Below are 14,325 nucleotides of genomic sequence, written 5' to 3'. Positions count from 1 at the left end.
CGAGCGGGCGCGGCAGGCCCTTGCCGAGCCGCGGTCCGCGGGTCGCGGCGAAGGCGGCAGCGGTCAACCGGCCGCTGCGCTCGCCGAAGCGGGCGAGCGAGCGCAGCGCTGCGAGCTGGCGCATCAGCGTGCGGTTGCCGACGCCGTCGCGGCGGCGATAGCCGAGGAAGGCGCGCAGATCGGCCGGCTTCAGGGCGGCGACCGCCTTCAGCGAAGGGGGCGCATCGAGATGATGCGTGAGGAAAGTGGCGAATTGCTCGATGTCGCGACCATAGGCCTCGAGCGTCTTCGGCGAGAGCCGGCGCTCATGGCCGAGATGGGCGAGCCAGTCGCGTCGGAGGATGTCGAAATCGCTCATCATGCGATCTTGCCGCGCGAGGCTTAACAACCGTTGTCCGGCGCGATCATCGCCTGCTATGAACCCTGCAGACATTGTTCAGGGCTGACCAAATTGCACGCTCCCGATCCGCACGGCCTGACCTTCCCCTTTCCCGAGCCGCCGGCGCCCGGTCAGCTGATCGAGGTTGCGCCCGGCATCTTCTGGGCCAGGATCGCGCTGCCGTTCCGGCTGGACCACGTCAACATATACCTGATCGAGGATGGCGACGGCTTCGCCGTGATCGACACCGGCATCGGCGACGAGGCGACCAAGCAGGCCTGGCTCGCGCTGATGGCCGGGGCGCTCGCCGGCAAGCGGCTGACCCGGCTTTTCGTCACGCATTTCCATCCAGACCATATCGGCCTCGCCGGCTGGCTCTGCGAGCGTTTCGGCACGCCGCTCCTGACCAGCCAGACCGGCTATCTCGGCTGCCTCAACATCTCGCTCAGCCCGGGTGCGTCCGAGGCGCCGGTCTATAAGCAGTTCTATCAGCGTCACGGCCTCTCGGCCGAGGTGACGCAGGTCGTCTCGACTTTGGGCCATGGCTATCTCCGGCAGGTGACGCCGCTACCGCCGACCTTCACCCGGGTCGTCGCCGGCGACGTCTTGCGTATCGGCGGACGTGACTTCTTCGTGCTCGCAGGCGATGGCCATGCGCCGGAGCAATTGATGTTCCATTGCCCGGAGGCGAACGTCTTCCTGGCGGCCGACCAGGTGCTCGCCAAGATCACGCCCAACATCAGCGTCTGGGCGGTGGATGCGGAGGGTGATCCGCTCGGCCTCTATCTGCGTTCGCTACGGGCGCTGCCGCAGGCGATCCCGCCCGGGACGCTGGTCCTGCCGGGGCACCAGCTGCCGTTCTATGGATTGCAGGAGCGCTGCGCCGCGCTCAGCGCCCATCACGCCGAGCGCTGCCGGCTGATCGCGGGCGCAGTCGCCAAGGGGCCGCATTCGGTCGCAGAGCTGGTGCCGGTGATGTTCACGCGGGCGCTCGACCCGCACCAGCTCTCCTTCGCCTTCAGCGAGGTCTTCGCGCATGTGAACGCGATGCTGCGGCTCGGCGAACTGCGCTGGGCCGAGCCGCAGGGCGGGACCATGAAGGTGATGGCGGCCGGCTGAGGGCAGCTTCCTCCCCGTCGCAAGCGAGCGGGGGCGGCCGTCATCTGCTCAGGTCGCCGCCATGGCGGGCTGCTCGACTGCGGTCACCGTCAGCACATGCTTCTTGCCGTCGCGAGCGGTCCAGGCGATCGACTGGTCGGCGGCAAGGCCGATCAGCGCGGCGCCGATCGGCGTGAGAACCGAGATGCGGCCCTGCTCGATATCGGCCTCGCCGGGATAGACGAGCTGGACGCGGCGATGCTGGGCGCTGTCCGAATCGAAGGTGACAAAGGAGCCCATGCGTACGACGTCGGCCGGCAGCTTGGCCGGCGCGACGACCTTGGCGCGGTCCATCTCGGCGAGCAGTTCCTCGGCGACCTCCGGGATGCGATCGAGTGCGGTGGTCGCAAGGCCGGTCAGGCGCTCATGGTCGATCTCGCCGACGATGATCTTCGGCTTGCGATGGGTCTTCTGGCTCGGCTGGGTCATGGGGCTGGTGTCCTGCGATGACGCGCGCGACGGCGGCGCCAGGGCGCGACCGGCAAGGTCTGAGGTTATGTATTGGGGGAGACGCCTTGGACAATCGTGCTGCCATGGCGGCGGACAGCATCGACGACACCCCTGGACTCGGGGCGCGCTCGGGCCGAGTCCGGGGCTAAGATTCCGCGATCGGGGCGACCCGGAATACGAGGCGATACTTCGTCGTCATATCCATAGAGTTGGGGGCAGGCGGCCTGCTGTCAAGGCCGGGGGGCCGCCACCGGCCCAAGACGATGTCGCGGCAAGTTCGGATGCGAGCAAGCCCATCGCGAGAGCGATGGCCTGGCCTGATGGTTTCTGGGGAGAAGCTTGCGGGGCGGCTCAGCGCCGCGTTTGAGGGCGGCGCACCGGGACCGGGATCGGCTTCAGCTGCGGCTGGGCCGGGGCGAGCACGGCGCCGAGGCGGAGGATGAAGCGGACCAGCAGGTTCATGGCGTCCCTCAGTTCTGGGCGATGAAGATGGTGAGAATCAGCTCGCCACCATCGATCTTCACTGCATCGTTTCCAGCAATATGGTGCTTCGATGTCGACGGCGCCACTGCGTCGGCCGCAGCCGTGAACAGGATCGTCGGCAGGATGGCATTCATCGGCGCTGGCAGTCCGCGTGGAGATACGGCTCAGGATGACGCTGAAAATACTTCGAATGCCTTACGCTACAGCGGCTTATCGACCCGTAGCCTTAACGATGTACTGCCCTTGGCGGAGAAATCCGCGGGCGGACGGTCCATTGATGAGAGGCGTCGGAGCCTGCTGCGCGTAAAGCAGCGATTGAACCCAATCGGCGGCTCGCCTATGGCTAATGAATCGTTAACCGGGGCGTCATCCAATTATGGCCAGCCTGTTCCGGCTCGTGCCCGATGCACGCGCCGAACTCCTGCAGCTGAATTCCTGGGCGCGGCCGCATCAGGCCGGCTTTGCCGCTGCGCAGCGCGCGGCGCGCTTCGGCGCGGCCGGGCCGGAGGCGTCTGCCTTCATGGCTGCCCGGCGCGAGGCGATTCTGGCGCGGCTTGGAGAGGGCGCAGCGGCCTGGAATGGCTGGGCCGGTGAGATGACCCGCCTGCGCAGCCGAATCGGTACCGACGGCGCATTGCTGGCGCTCTGGCGCCTCTTTGCCGATGTCGAGCTGGTCGACGAGATTTTCGAGGGCGATTTCAATGTCGCCGGCATCATCTTTCCGGCGGCGGCCCGCTTTTCCGGCAGCGCCTTCTGCGGCGATGCCTGGTTCTCGGAGGCGCATTTTCATGGGCCGGCCAGCTTCCGCGATGCCAGCTTCCGTGCCGACGCCTTCTTCGACCGGGCACATTTCGCCGGCGATGCCGATTTTGGCGCGGCGACCCTGCACGGCACGGCGGAGTTCCGCGACATGCGCTGCGAGGGCACGGCCTGCTTCGTCGAGGCAGAATTCGTCGGCGATGCCTGGTTCCGGGGCTCGCGTTTCGACGGCGTGACACAGTTCCGCGGCGTGCGCCATGCCGGCGAGGCGGGCTTCGGCGATTGCCACTTCGCGGGCGCGGCCGATTTTGGCGAGGTCGAGTTCGCCGGCAATGCCGGCTTCGAGGATGCGCGGTTCGGGCAGATGGCGAATTTCGCCGCGGCTCTTTTCGACAGAGGCGCCTGGTTCAGCAACGCCGCCTTCGACGGTCGCTCGAATTTCGAACGGGCCCGCTTCCGCGGCCGCCGGCATTTCGAGGGGATTTCGCTGGCGACCCATGTTTCCCCCGTCGCACAGCAGCTTGCGGCGCTGGAGCAGTTCCGCTTCGGCCGGCGCTGAGCACTGGTTCAGCCGGCCTGGGCGGTGGCGGGCGTGCCGTCCTTCTGCAGTGTCCGTTGCAGCCCCGGCCGCTCCATCATCCGGCCCATATAGGCCTCGAAGACCGGCAGGCGCGGCAGCACGCCGACGACGTTCATGCCGAAATGGATGCCGGCGCCGAGCTGAGTATCGGCGGCGGTGAAGCGCTCGCCGGCGGCGTAGGGATGTTCGCCGAGCTTTTTTGCGAGATTGGCGACGGTGTCGGCATGCGAGCCGAAGGAGAAGCCGCGTGCCTCGTATTTGAACTTGTGGACTGAGGTCGCGATGATCGGGTCGAGCACGGCGTCGGTATAGACCAGCGAGGTCAGGAAGGCCGGACGGTCCTTGTCGCCGGTCGCCGGAGCCAGCCCGGCTTCGGGAAACTGCTCGGTCAGATAGAGGCAGATCGCGGCGCGCTCGGTGACGGTCGTGCCGTCATGGACGATTGCCGGTACCTTCTTATGCGGCTGGATGGTGCGATAGCTTTCCGGCGGGCCGCCTTCGGCACGGATGTCGACGATCTCCGTCTCATAGGGCTGGCCGAACTCCTCAAGCAGCCAGAGGATCGAGAAGGAGCGCGACTGCGGCGCGTGATAGAAGGTCAGCATCGCGATGTCTCTTTCGGCGTTTCCTCGTGCGACGACGAGGCTGATAGGAAAGCAATGTGTCAGGAGTTGTCAGGATGAGCCTGACGTGCCCGATACTCACTGATCGAAACGCGGGCGGGTGCGAATGGCTCCGCCTGCTCTTGCTTTTCGGACCATGTCTCACGCGCGACGATGAAGGGGCGGGTGCCTAGGCGCTTTGCGCAGGCCTTCCGGCCCCCGATCTCGATGATCGCAAGTTGTTATAGTATAACAATCTGGCTGGAGCAAAGTAATCATAGTGTCATCTCGCGCGCCTAACCGACCGGCCACCGGATGCATTGGGGCGGAGAAGATCATGCAGAAGCGAACTTGGCTGATAGCGGCGGCGATGCTCGCCAGCGTGGCGCCGGTGACGGCGCAGACCATCTATCCGCTCAACCGCGCCGAGATTCTCGAGGGCTCGCGCTTCGACTTCAAGGTCGAGTTCCCGAGCGCACCGGCCTCGGCCGACGTCAAGGTCACGATCAACGGCAAGCCGGTAAACGAGGCCTTCGGCCGCGAGGCTCAGTTCGTCCAGAGCGAGGAAGGCCAGAAGCATTCGGCTCTCTGGCTGCGCGGCGCGCAGCTGCCGGCCGGCCAGTACGTCATCGAGGCGACGCAGGGCAGCGGGAGGGCGACCGTCAACTGGACCGTCTACGCGACGCCCGAGCGCAAGGCCAAGAACGTCATCCTCTTCGTCGGCGACGGCATGTCGGTCGCGCATCGCACCGCCGCCCGTATCCTGTCTAAGGGCTGGGAGCAGGGCCTCTATGGCGGCGAGCTCGCCATCGACGACATGCCGCACATGGCCCTGATCTCGACCTCGGGCACCGACTCGATCGTCACCGACAGCGCCAACTCCGCCAGCGCCTACACCACCGGCCACAAATCCTGCGTCAACGCGCTCGGCATCTACTGCGCCAAAAACGCGCTGACGCTCGACCATCCCAAGGTCGAGACCATTTCCGAGGTAATCAAGCGCAGGCGCTCGGGCATGGCGATCGGCGTCGTCACCAATTCCGAGATCGAGGATGCCACCCCGGCCTCGATGGTCGCCCATACCCGCCGCCGTTCGGACTACAACGACATCGTCAAAATGTTCTTCGACGTGCAGCCCGACGTGATCATGGGCGGCGGCTCGCCGAACTTCCTGCCGAAGTCGACCCCGGGCACCAAGCGCACCGACGATCTCGACTTCATCGCCAAGTTCAAGGATGCCGGCTACGCCCTCGCTACCACCAAGACCGAGATGAACGCCGCGGTCGCCGGCGGCGCCAGGAAGCTGCTCGGCCTCTACAACACCTCGAACATCGACGGAGCCTTCGACCTGCGCCTCGCCAAGAAGGGCTCGATCTCGAAGTTCCCGGATCAGCCGGACGTGGTCGAGCAGACCAAGGCCGCGATCGAGATGCTGAAGGGCGCTGAGGACGGCTTCTTCCTGATGGTGGAATCGGCCCGCATCGACAAGTACAGCCACTCGCTCGACTGGGAACGCGCGGTCTTCGACACGATCATGCTCGACAACGCCGTCAAGGTCGCCAAGGAGTTCGCCGGCGACCGCAACGACACGCTGATCATCGTCGTGCCGGACCACGCCCATCCGATCTCGATCATCGGCACCTATGACGACGATCGCCCGGGCCAGCTGCTGCGCGACAAGCTCGGCACCTACAACGAGTCGCTGCCGCCGAACTACGGCCCGCGCGATGCCGACGGCTACCCGACCAAGGTCGATACCTCGCGCCGTCTCGCCGTCGCCTTCGGCAGCTATCCGGACACGTGCGACACCGGCCGGCCCTATCTCGATGGCGAGCGCGTCCCGGCCGTGAAGGGCCCGGACGGCAAGACCAATGTCGCCAACGAGAAGGACTGCGCCTCGCCGCTCGCCACCCGCAAGCAGGGCAATCTGCCCTTCGACGCCAATTCCGGCGTCCATTCCGGCGACGACGTGCTGCTCACCGCGATGGGCCCGGGCGCCGAGCGCTTCCGCGGCCACAAGCCGAACGTCTTCGTCTTCCGCGTCATGGCGGAGGCGCTGGCTCTCGGCGGCAAGTGAGCTAGAGCTGGAGCAGGACGCATGATCCCGCATCGGCCGCACCTGCTCAGGGCGCTCTCCCGCCGCGGGCTCCTCACGGGGCTTGCGGCGTTGCCCGTTTCGCTGCCTGCGCTCTCCGCCGAGGAGGAGACGCTGACCTTCGACGGGCTCTACAAGTCCTTCGGCGTGCTCGGCTTCCAGTTCTCCGATCGGGCGACCTTTCTGCGCGGCAAGCCGGTCAGGATGATCGGCTACATGGCGCCGCCGCTGAAGCCGGAGAGCCATTTCTTCGTGCTGACGCGCGAGCCACTCGCCATCTGCCCGTTCTGCCAGTCGGACGCCGACTGGCCGGTCGACATCGTCGTCGTGTTCATGCGTGCCGCGACGCCGATGGTCAGCGCCGGCCAGAAGGTCGCGGTCAGCGGCCGGCTCGAGATCGGCTCCTCGACCGATGCCGAGACCGGCTTCGTCAGCCAGATCAGGCTCGTCGATGCCGGCTTCCACAGTGTCTGAGCGATCCGCCGGCGGGGCCCGGTCGCTGCAGTTCTCCAACATCCATGTCGATCATCGCGACGGCGACGGGCGGCCCTTCCGGGTGCTCGACGTTTCTGATTTCGTGGTGCCGCCCGGTGCGCTGATCGGCCTGCGCGGCCCGTCCGGCTCCGGCAAGACCTCGCTGCTGCATCTCGCTGCCGGGTTCTTCCTGCCCGATGCCGGCAGCATCAGCTGGGGTGATGTCGTGGTCTCCGCGTTGCCAGGGGCGGCGCGCGATCGCTGGCGGCGCGACACGGTCGGCTTCGTCTTCCAGGATTTCCATCTCGTGCCCGAGCTCGACGTGCTCGCCAACATCACTCTGCCCGCGAGTTTCTCGGGCTGGCGGCAGACGAGCGAGCAGGTCGCGCGTGCCACCACACTCGCCGGGCGCATGGGGCTGACTGATCTGCGCCGGCGTGCAGCCGTGCTCTCGCGCGGCGAGCAGCAGCGCGTCGCGATCGCGCGGGCCCTGTTCAACGCGCCGGCCCTGATCCTGGCCGACGAGCCGACGGCGAGCCTCGACCCAGCCCACGCGGCCGAGGTCGGCACTCTGCTCGTCGAGGTTGCCAGGGAAAGCGGCGCGACGCTGCTCTGCGCCTCGCATGATCCTGTGCTGCTGGCGCGGATGCAGCAGGTCGCTACCATCGGCGACGGGCCGCTCCAGCTGAAGGCGGCTGCGTGAACCCGCTGCCGATGGTCATCGCCGATCTGCGGGCGCTGCGCTGGACGGCGGCAGCGATCGTGGCGCTGGTCGCGCTGGCGGTGGCGATCGGCGTCGCCATCGGTGCGCAGGAGCGGGCGCTGCGCCAGGCCTCGGCCCGCGCCGCTGATGATTTCGACCTGTTGATCGGCGCACCCGGCAGCCAGACGCAGCTCGTGATGTCGGCGATCTATCTCCAGCCGGAGGCGCTGCCATTGGTCGATGGGCGCCTGCTCAACGAACTCGTTCGCGACCCGCGTGTCGCTGCCGTGGCGCCGCTCGCTTTCGGCGACATTGCCCGCGGCCATCCGGTGATCGGCACCACGCTCGCCTTCGCTGGCCGCTGGGGGCGCGTGCAGCCGAGCGAAGGCCGGCTGTTCGCGCGCGAGGGCGAGGCCGTGCTCGGCGCCGACGTCACCTACGGGCTCGGCGACCAGATCGAGCCCTCGCATGCCATCGCCGGGCATTGGCCGAGGCGCGGAGTCGCCGACGCGGACGAGGCGAGCTATCGCCATGAGGGCCATGCCTATGTCGCGGTCGGCCGCCTGCCGCGACTGGGCTCACCCTTCGACCGGGCGATCCTGGTGCCGGTCGAGAGCGTCTGGGAGGTGCATGGGCTCGGCAACGGCCATGCCGGAGAGGGTGCGGCGCTGGGCCCGCCCTTCGATGGCCAGCGCATTCCCGGCGTGCCGGCGCTGGTGGTGAAGCCGAGGGCGGTCGCAGATGCCTATGCGCTCAGGGCGCGCTATCGCCAGGGCGGCACCATGGCCTTCTTTCCGGCCGAGGTGCTGGTCGGGCTCTATCGCACGCTCGGCGATGTCGGGCAGGTGCTCAGCGTCGCCTCCGTGCTCAACGCCGTGCTGATCCTGGCGGCGATCTTCCTGCTGCTCGTCGCGGTGACGGGATTGAGGCGGCGGCGCTATGCCGTGCTGCGCGCGCTCGGAGCGCCGCCGGCCTACGTGCTGCTGGTGGTCTGGCTCGGCATGGCCGGGCTGGTCGCGGCCGGTTGCCTTGTCGGCTTGGGTCTTGGCGCCGCCGCTACGCTTGCGGTCTCCGGCCTGTTCGAGGCGCAGACGGGCCTGCGGCTCTCCTTCGCGCTGGGGTCCGCGGAGCTCGTCCAGGTCGGGCTGATCCTGCTGCTCGGCTCGCTGGCGGCGCTCATTCCGGCGGCGCTGTCCTATCGCGGCTCGATCACCGCCGGCCTGCGGGGGTGATCCGGGGTTGACCCTGCTTTGCCTCTTCCGGTTAAATCCCGGCGGGGGGCGTTGCAGGGATCATCATGCTGCGCGCCATTTTTATTATCGTCACCAGTCTCGCTTTCTGCGCACCGGCCTTCGCCTATTCGAACGCGTTCAGCCGCGGGGTTGCGGACTTCCTCAACATCTTCAGCGAACAGCCGGTGCCGCGCCAGGTCGTGCCCTGGAGCGGCAAGCAGGCGCCCGGCACGGTCGTGGTCTCGACCAGCCAGAGGCGGCTCTACTACGTGCTCGGGCAAGGGCAGGCGATCCGCTATGGCGTCGGCGTCGGCCGGCAGGGCTTCAGCTGGTCGGGCACCAAGACCGTCACGCGCAAGCGCGAATGGCCGGATTGGCGCCCGCCCGCCGCGATGCTGAAGCGCCGGCCCGACCTGCCGCGCTACATGGAAGGCGGGATGGAGAACCCGCTCGGCGCGCGGGCGATCTATCTGGGCTCGAGCCTCTACCGCATCCATGGCTCGAACGAGCCCGACACGATCGGCGCCGCGGTCTCGTCCGGCTGTATCAGGATGACCAATCGCGACGTGACGGATCTCTATGACCGCGTCAGGCCGGGCACCAAGGTCATCGTGCAGCGCTAGCGCGCTTTCCGTTCGACCAGGATAGGTCGAACGAAAAGAATTCGCGCCAGACCAAAAAGTTGAGCATGTTCTCATCGCAAAAGTGGTGTCCACTTTTGCGGAACATGCTCTAGCCGTCGCGGTGGCCGTGCCGGATGCGGCGGACCATCAGCCAGACGCCGAGGATCGCGACAGGCACGAACAGCGCGGTCGCGATGCCGACATCGATCGGCAGGTAGCCGGCATCCTTGGCGCCCTTGGCGAGATAGCCGAACAGGCTGACGACGTAGTAGCCGATCGCCGCGACCGAGAGCCCCTCGACAGTTTGCTGCAGCCGCAATTGCAGCCGGGTGCGGTCGTTCATCGCCGAAAGCAGGTCGCGGTTCTGCTGTTCGAGCGCGACGTCGACGCGCGTGCGCAGCAGGTTGGCGGCGCGGGCGAGCCGGCGCGACAGGTCGAGCTGGCGCTGCTGCAGCATCTGGCATGTACGCATCGCCGGGGCCATGCGCCGCGACAGGAAGGCAGCAAGGGTCGGCCAGCCGCCATAAGGCGCCTCGTCGATCGCTTCCAGGCGCTGGCCGACGATGCTGTCATAGGCGCGGCTGGCGCCGAAACGGTAATTCGAGGACGCGGCTTCCGATTCCATCGTCGCGGCGATCGCAGTCATCTCGTCGAGCAGGGCGTTGTCGGCGGCGAGCCCATCGGTCAGCGTCATCGTGCCGGCAATGCGCACCAGCACCTCTTCGGTGCGGCGCACTGAGGGGGCGAGGCGGTGGGCCTCCGGCAGGCCGAGCAGGGCAAGCACGCGATAGGTCTCGACCTCGAGCAGCCGCTGCGCCAGTGCGCCGGCCTTGGCCGGGGTCAAGGCCCGGTCGAGCACGAGGATGCGCACGAAGCCGTCGGCGCCGGCGCGGAAATCGGTCGCGGCGATCGCCGCCTCGCCATCGACCAGCGACGCGGCGAGGCTGGCCGCATCGAACACCGCGTCAAGCTCGGACGCCGCCCGTTCCGGCAGCAGATGCAGGTCGATCGACGCCAGGTGCGGCCCCGGCTGGGGCAAGGCATGCATGCCGTGCGGCAGGATGGTGGTCGCCGGCAGGAAGGGCGCCGAACCGGGGGAGGACAGTTCCCAAGTATAGGTGGTGAACTCGCTGTGCTGCTCCCAGCGCAGGCTGGTTTCGCCGAGCCTGGTGCGGTGATGCTTGGCCCCCTCCGCCGGGCCGGCCACGCCACGCTCGGCGCAGAAGCGGGCGAGGGCCTCGCGATCTGCGGCGGCCTGCGCCTGGTCGGTCATGAAGGCGAAGTGCAGGAGCCGCTGCGGGGTCGAAAGCGGGGCGAAGGGGCGGGCGTGGATCTCGCCGAGGATGGCGCCCCGCGACGGATGGGCGGCCAGCGGCGGCGTGCCGTTTTCGGTGATCCCGTCCATGCTGTCCTGCCCCTTTGCGTGCGCCCTTCGGCTTCTTCCGCTCAGGGAGCTTGCCGGAAAGCATGATGAGCTGCGAGTCCGGCACGGTGTCGCAAGGCCAGTGGGCTGGTGACATGATCGGGCGTCACCGCTTCATAAGGCTCGCCCCATGCCACTGCCCAATCGCGTTCGCCCCGATGGCTCGCTCTTCGCCGATTCGGCGCGAGGCCTGCTGTTCGGCAATCGCGGCGGCAAGTTCCATGATCCGGCGACGAAGGCATTGCCGACGCGGCTGTTCGCGACGAAGCAATGGATCTGCTGCGTGCTTTCCTTCAAGGGCCGGCAGCGTGATGTCTGGGGCCGCTACTACACCGAGCTGTTCTTCTGCGACGAGGTGACGGCGCTTGCCGCAGGGCACCGTCCCTGCGTCGAATGCCGACGCAGCGATGCGCATGCCTACCGGGCGGCGCTGGTCGCAGGACTCGGGCTTCCCGAAGTGCCGCTCTTCCCTGCGATCGATGAGCGGCTCGATCGCGAGCGCCGGACGGGCCGCGGGAAGCGCCTGCACCGGCTGGCGGCGGAAAGCCTGCCGGATGGCGCGATGATCGCCATGCCCGAGGGCGAGTTCCTGGCCGTGCGCGGGGACAAGACCCTGCTCTGGTCGCCCTCAGGTTATGTCGCGCGCCGGCCGCGTCCGTCCGGTCCGGTCGCCGTCGTCACCCCGCCGACATCTCTGGCCGCGCTTGTGAACGGCTATCAACTTCTCTGGCATCCGAGCGCCGCCGAACTGGCCTGAATCGCGGCTACCCAGCCTTGTCATCGCCGCGGGCTGTGGCACACCCTCGCGCCCGGCGGATCACGGCGCGCGCACGGGCGCGGGACCCGGCCGATCCCCAGGGGAGGACACTCATGTTGCGGAAGATCGTCTGTGCGCTGGCCTTGGCGCTCGCTGGTTTCAGCAGCTCGCCGGCCTTTGCCGGGGCGCTGCAGATCACCGATGCCGATCCGATCGCGGTCGTCACCGTGCCGGACGCCTGGACCACGGCGAAGATCAAGCGCGGCGTCGAGATCAGGACGCCGGACGAGGAGATCTATCTCTGGTTCGAGCTGGTGGCGCCCGCCGAGCTCGACACGCTGCAGAAAGAGCACAACGTCTATTTCGAGAAGGAAGGCGTGACGATTACCGGCGCCTCCGACACGGTGAAGCAGGAGGTGAAGGGCAAGGCGTGGTCGTTCACCGAGCTCAAGGCCAAGAGCAAGGATGGCGAGTCGCTGATCCGCTACATCGCGATCAATCCGAACGTGGCGAGCGGCAAGATCATCATGATGACCTATTGGGCCTCGCTCGAGGGCCACAAGACGCATGACGCGGCGATGTCGGCGATCATCGACAGCATCGCCTACAAATGAGATCGATGGCGGGCGGTGGAACCGCCGGCCTGTCCGCGACGTTGTCCCGTCATCCTGATCAGATGGCAATCAAGGGGGTAGCGTCGATGCGTTCGATCATTCTGTGGCTGGTGGGCGTTCCGATCCCGATCATCATCCTGCTCTGGTTCTTCATGCGCTGACAGGATCTGGTAGAAGGACTTGCTATGGCCGGGCTCGCCCGGCCATTCTTGTTTCGCGGGATGTCGTGCCGGCAGGGCGAAACGGCAGCATCCCGCTATCCCCCTCTGCCGTGCTGCGAGTATAGCGTTCGCCCATGCAACCGATCATCCAGATATCCGGCCTGTCGAAGACCTATTCTTCGGGCTTCCAGGCGCTGAAGACCGTCGATCTCGACATCAGGCGCGGGGAGATTTTCGCCCTGCTTGGGCCGAACGGCGCGGGCAAGACGACGCTGATCAGCATCATCTGCGGCATCGTCCGGCCTAGCACCGGGACGGTCCTCGCCGACGGCCACGACATCATCCGCGACTATCGTGCTGCGCGCAGCCGGATCGGCCTCGTGCCGCAGGAGCTGACCACCGACGCCTTCGAGACGGTCTGGGCCACGGTCTCGTTCAGCCGCGGCCTGTTCGGCAAGCCGAAGAACCCGGCCATCGTCGAGCAGGTGCTGCGCGACCTCTCGCTCTGGGACAAGCGCGACAGCAAGATCATGACGCTGTCGGGCGGCATGAAGCGGCGCGTGCTCATCGCCAAGGCGCTGGCGCACGAGCCGCAGATCCTCTTCCTCGACGAGCCGACCGCGGGCGTCGATGTCGAGCTCAGACAGGACATGTGGAAGCTGGTGCGGCGCCTGCGCGACGACGGCGTCACCATCATCCTGACCACGCATTACATCGAGGAGGCCGAGGAGATGGCCGACCGTGTGGGCGTGATCAGCAAGGGCGAGATCATCCTGGTCGAGGACAAGGCCGAGCTGATGCGCAAGCTCGGCCAGAAGCAACTCACCTTGCACCTCCAGGCGCCGCTCGCGGCGGTGCCGGAAGCGCTCTCCCGCTACGGGCTCGCGCTGCAGGCCGAGGGAGCTGAGCTCGTCTACACCTACGACACCAAGGCCGAGCGTACCGGCATCACCGCCTTGATGAAGGACCTGGCCGAGGCCGGCATCCGTTTCAGCGACCTGCGCACCAGCCAGTCGTCGCTCGAGGACATCTTCGTCGGCCTTCTGAGGGCGAACGCATGAGCGTCAATTTCCACGCGATCAAGGCGATCTACCGCTTCGAGATGGCCCGCACCTGGCGCACGCCGCTGCAGAGCGTGCTCTCGCCGGTGATCTCGACCTCGCTCTATTTCGTCGTCTTCGGCGCGGCGATCGGCTCGCATATGCAGGCGATCGACGGCGTGCCCTATGGCGCCTTCATCGTGCCCGGCCTGATCATGCTCTCGCTGCTGACGCAGAGCATCGCCAACGCCTCCTTCGCGATCTATTTCCCGAAATTCGTCGGCACGATCTTCGAACTGCTCTCCGCGCCGATCGCCTGGTGGGAGGCCGTCTTCGCCTATGTGGCGGCGGCGGCGACGAAGTCGGTCGTGCTCGGTCTGCTCATCCTCGCCACCGCCTTCCTGTTCGTGCCGCTGAAGATCGCCCATCCCGTCTGGATGCTGCTCTTCCTGATCCTGACGGCTACGACTTTCAGCCTGTTCGGCTTCATCATCGGCGTCTGGGCGGATGGCTTCGAGAAGCTGCAGGCGATTCCGCTGCTCGTCATCACGCCGCTGACCTTCCTAGGCGGCTCGTTCTACTCGATCGACATGCTGCCGCCGTTCTGGCGGGCGGTGACGCTGGTCAATCCGGTCGTCTATCTGATCAGCGGCTTCCGCTGGAGCTTCAACGGCACGGCCGATGTCGGGATCGCGGTCAGCCTCGCCATGACGCTGGTCTTCCTCGCCGCCTGCATCGCCGTGATCGCCTGGATCTTCAAGACCGGCTACCGGCTCAAGAACTGACGATCCG

At 67.1% G+C, this 14,325-nt stretch carries 17 protein-coding genes; 12 read left to right on the top strand and 5 right to left on the bottom strand.

Annotation, left to right across the window (positions count from 1 at the left end):
- The coding region (locus tag CXY91_RS05385) for a site-specific integrase (RefSeq protein WP_248307365.1) at positions 1 to 358 on the bottom strand (358 nt) is incomplete at its 3' end.
- A gap of 93 nt (positions 359 to 451) precedes the next feature.
- On the opposite strand from CXY91_RS05385, the gene CXY91_RS05380 reads away from it, so the two are divergent.
- Entirely contained in the window at positions 452 to 1,498 is a 1,047-nt protein-coding gene (locus CXY91_RS05380) for an MBL fold metallo-hydrolase (RefSeq protein WP_199777361.1), read from the top strand.
- A gap of 48 nt (positions 1,499 to 1,546) precedes the next feature.
- On the opposite strand, the gene rnk is transcribed toward CXY91_RS05380, so the two are convergent.
- Both rnk and CXY91_RS30030 read right to left on the bottom strand, forming a co-directional pair.
- Entirely contained in the window at positions 1,547 to 1,966 is a 420-nt protein-coding gene (gene rnk, locus CXY91_RS05375) for a nucleoside diphosphate kinase regulator (protein WP_100959597.1), read from the bottom strand.
- Between the two features lie 491 nt (positions 1,967 to 2,457).
- Positions 2,458 to 2,604: a hypothetical protein gene (locus tag CXY91_RS30030; protein ID WP_158673272.1), complete on the bottom strand. Its 147-nt coding sequence runs from the start codon at positions 2,602 to 2,604 to the stop codon at positions 2,458 to 2,460.
- A gap of 242 nt (positions 2,605 to 2,846) precedes the next feature.
- On the opposite strand from CXY91_RS30030, the gene CXY91_RS05370 reads away from it, so the two are divergent.
- Positions 2,847 to 3,788 (top strand): pentapeptide repeat-containing protein, encoded by a 942-nt coding sequence (locus CXY91_RS05370; protein ID WP_100959596.1) that lies wholly within the window; start codon positions 2,847 to 2,849, stop codon positions 3,786 to 3,788.
- 8 nt (positions 3,789 to 3,796) lie between these two features.
- Here the strand turns inward: CXY91_RS05370 and CXY91_RS05365 are convergent, their stop codons facing one another.
- Positions 3,797 to 4,414 carry a glutathione S-transferase family protein gene (locus tag CXY91_RS05365; protein ID WP_100959595.1) on the bottom strand — a complete coding sequence of 206 codons (618 nt, stop codon included), beginning with the start codon at positions 4,412 to 4,414 and terminating at the stop codon, positions 3,797 to 3,799.
- Between the two features lie 334 nt (positions 4,415 to 4,748).
- On the opposite strand from CXY91_RS05365, the gene CXY91_RS05360 reads away from it, so the two are divergent.
- The 5 genes from CXY91_RS05360 (at position 4,749) to CXY91_RS05340 (ending at position 9,538) form a co-directional block, all read left to right on the top strand.
- A complete protein-coding gene (locus tag CXY91_RS05360) occupies positions 4,749 to 6,488 on the top strand; it encodes an alkaline phosphatase (protein ID WP_100959594.1) in 1,740 nt (579 codons plus the stop codon).
- Positions 6,489 to 6,509: 21 nt separating this feature from the next.
- Entirely contained in the window at positions 6,510 to 6,980 is a 471-nt protein-coding gene (locus tag CXY91_RS05355; protein WP_199777360.1) for a hypothetical protein, read from the top strand.
- Positions 6,973 to 7,683, top strand: a complete 711-nt coding sequence (locus CXY91_RS05350) for an ABC transporter ATP-binding protein (protein ID WP_158673271.1) — start codon at positions 6,973 to 6,975, stop codon at positions 7,681 to 7,683. Before CXY91_RS05355 ends, CXY91_RS05350 begins: the two co-directional genes overlap by 8 nt.
- Entirely contained in the window at positions 7,680 to 8,915 is a 1,236-nt protein-coding gene (locus CXY91_RS05345) for an FtsX-like permease family protein (RefSeq protein ID WP_199777359.1), read from the top strand. Before CXY91_RS05350 ends, CXY91_RS05345 begins: the two co-directional genes overlap by 4 nt.
- Before the next feature lie 65 nt (positions 8,916 to 8,980).
- Entirely contained in the window at positions 8,981 to 9,538 is a 558-nt protein-coding gene (locus CXY91_RS05340) for a L,D-transpeptidase (protein WP_100959592.1), read from the top strand.
- A gap of 109 nt (positions 9,539 to 9,647) precedes the next feature.
- Here CXY91_RS05340 and CXY91_RS05335 read toward each other — a convergent pair whose 3' ends face one another.
- Positions 9,648 to 10,943, bottom strand: a complete 1,296-nt coding sequence (locus CXY91_RS05335; protein WP_100959591.1) for a DUF3422 family protein — start codon at positions 10,941 to 10,943, stop codon at positions 9,648 to 9,650.
- Positions 10,944 to 11,091: 148 nt separating this feature from the next.
- On the opposite strand from CXY91_RS05335, the gene CXY91_RS05330 reads away from it, so the two are divergent.
- The 5 genes from CXY91_RS05330 to CXY91_RS05315 all read left to right on the top strand — a co-directional run bounded on the left by CXY91_RS05330 (position 11,092) and on the right by CXY91_RS05315 (position 14,318).
- Positions 11,092 to 11,718: a hypothetical protein gene (locus CXY91_RS05330; protein WP_100959590.1), complete on the top strand. Its 627-nt coding sequence runs from the start codon at positions 11,092 to 11,094 to the stop codon at positions 11,716 to 11,718.
- Positions 11,719 to 11,831: 113 nt separating this feature from the next.
- Positions 11,832 to 12,332 carry a hypothetical protein gene (locus tag CXY91_RS05325; protein ID WP_100959589.1) on the top strand — a complete coding sequence of 167 codons (501 nt, stop codon included), beginning with the start codon at positions 11,832 to 11,834 and terminating at the stop codon, positions 12,330 to 12,332.
- A 5-nt stretch (positions 12,333 to 12,337) separates the two neighbouring features.
- On the top strand, positions 12,338 to 12,493 hold the full coding sequence (locus tag CXY91_RS30025) for a hypothetical protein (protein ID WP_158673270.1): 156 nt from the start codon (positions 12,338 to 12,340) through the stop codon (positions 12,491 to 12,493).
- Positions 12,494 to 12,627: 134 nt separating this feature from the next.
- Positions 12,628 to 13,554 carry an ABC transporter ATP-binding protein gene (locus CXY91_RS05320; protein ID WP_100959588.1) on the top strand — a complete coding sequence of 309 codons (927 nt, stop codon included), beginning with the start codon at positions 12,628 to 12,630 and terminating at the stop codon, positions 13,552 to 13,554.
- Positions 13,551 to 14,318 (top strand): ABC transporter permease, encoded by a 768-nt coding sequence (locus CXY91_RS05315; protein WP_091836227.1) that lies wholly within the window; start codon positions 13,551 to 13,553, stop codon positions 14,316 to 14,318. Before CXY91_RS05320 ends, CXY91_RS05315 begins: the two co-directional genes overlap by 4 nt.
- The last annotated feature ends 7 nt before the right edge of the window (positions 14,319 to 14,325 follow it).

Origin of the sequence: Allobosea sp. FBZP-16 (assembly GCF_002831785.1) — a bacterium.
In the GTDB taxonomy this organism is placed as follows: domain Bacteria; phylum Pseudomonadota; class Alphaproteobacteria; order Rhizobiales; family Beijerinckiaceae; genus Allobosea; species Allobosea lupini.
This window is presented reverse-complemented; position numbering and strand designations above follow the sequence as displayed.

Bases quoted from the DNA above. Each gene is read 5' to 3' on its own strand.
- rnk (WP_100959597.1), bottom strand. From the start codon at position 1,966: ATGACCCAGCCGAGCCAGAAGACCCATCGCAAGCCGAAGATCATCGTC.
- CXY91_RS30030 (WP_158673272.1), bottom strand. From the start codon at position 2,604: ATGAATGCCATCCTGCCGACGATCCTGTTCACGGCTGCGGCCGACGCA.
- CXY91_RS05370 (WP_100959596.1), top strand. From the start codon at position 2,847: ATGGCCAGCCTGTTCCGGCTCGTGCCCGATGCACGCGCCGAACTCCTG.
- CXY91_RS05365 (WP_100959595.1), bottom strand. From the start codon at position 4,414: ATGCTGACCTTCTATCACGCGCCGCAGTCGCGCTCCTTCTCGATCCTC.
- CXY91_RS05360 (WP_100959594.1), top strand. From the start codon at position 4,749: ATGCAGAAGCGAACTTGGCTGATAGCGGCGGCGATGCTCGCCAGCGTG.
- CXY91_RS05355 (WP_199777360.1), top strand. From the start codon at position 6,510: ATGATCCCGCATCGGCCGCACCTGCTCAGGGCGCTCTCCCGCCGCGGG.
- CXY91_RS05340 (WP_100959592.1), top strand. From the start codon at position 8,981: ATGCTGCGCGCCATTTTTATTATCGTCACCAGTCTCGCTTTCTGCGCA.
- CXY91_RS05335 (WP_100959591.1), bottom strand. From the start codon at position 10,943: ATGGACGGGATCACCGAAAACGGCACGCCGCCGCTGGCCGCCCATCCG.
- CXY91_RS05330 (WP_100959590.1), top strand. From the start codon at position 11,092: ATGCCACTGCCCAATCGCGTTCGCCCCGATGGCTCGCTCTTCGCCGAT.
- CXY91_RS05325 (WP_100959589.1), top strand. From the start codon at position 11,832: ATGTTGCGGAAGATCGTCTGTGCGCTGGCCTTGGCGCTCGCTGGTTTC.
- CXY91_RS30025 (WP_158673270.1), top strand. From the start codon at position 12,338: ATGGCGGGCGGTGGAACCGCCGGCCTGTCCGCGACGTTGTCCCGTCAT.
- CXY91_RS05320 (WP_100959588.1), top strand. From the start codon at position 12,628: ATGCAACCGATCATCCAGATATCCGGCCTGTCGAAGACCTATTCTTCG.
- CXY91_RS05315 (WP_091836227.1), top strand. From the start codon at position 13,551: ATGAGCGTCAATTTCCACGCGATCAAGGCGATCTACCGCTTCGAGATG.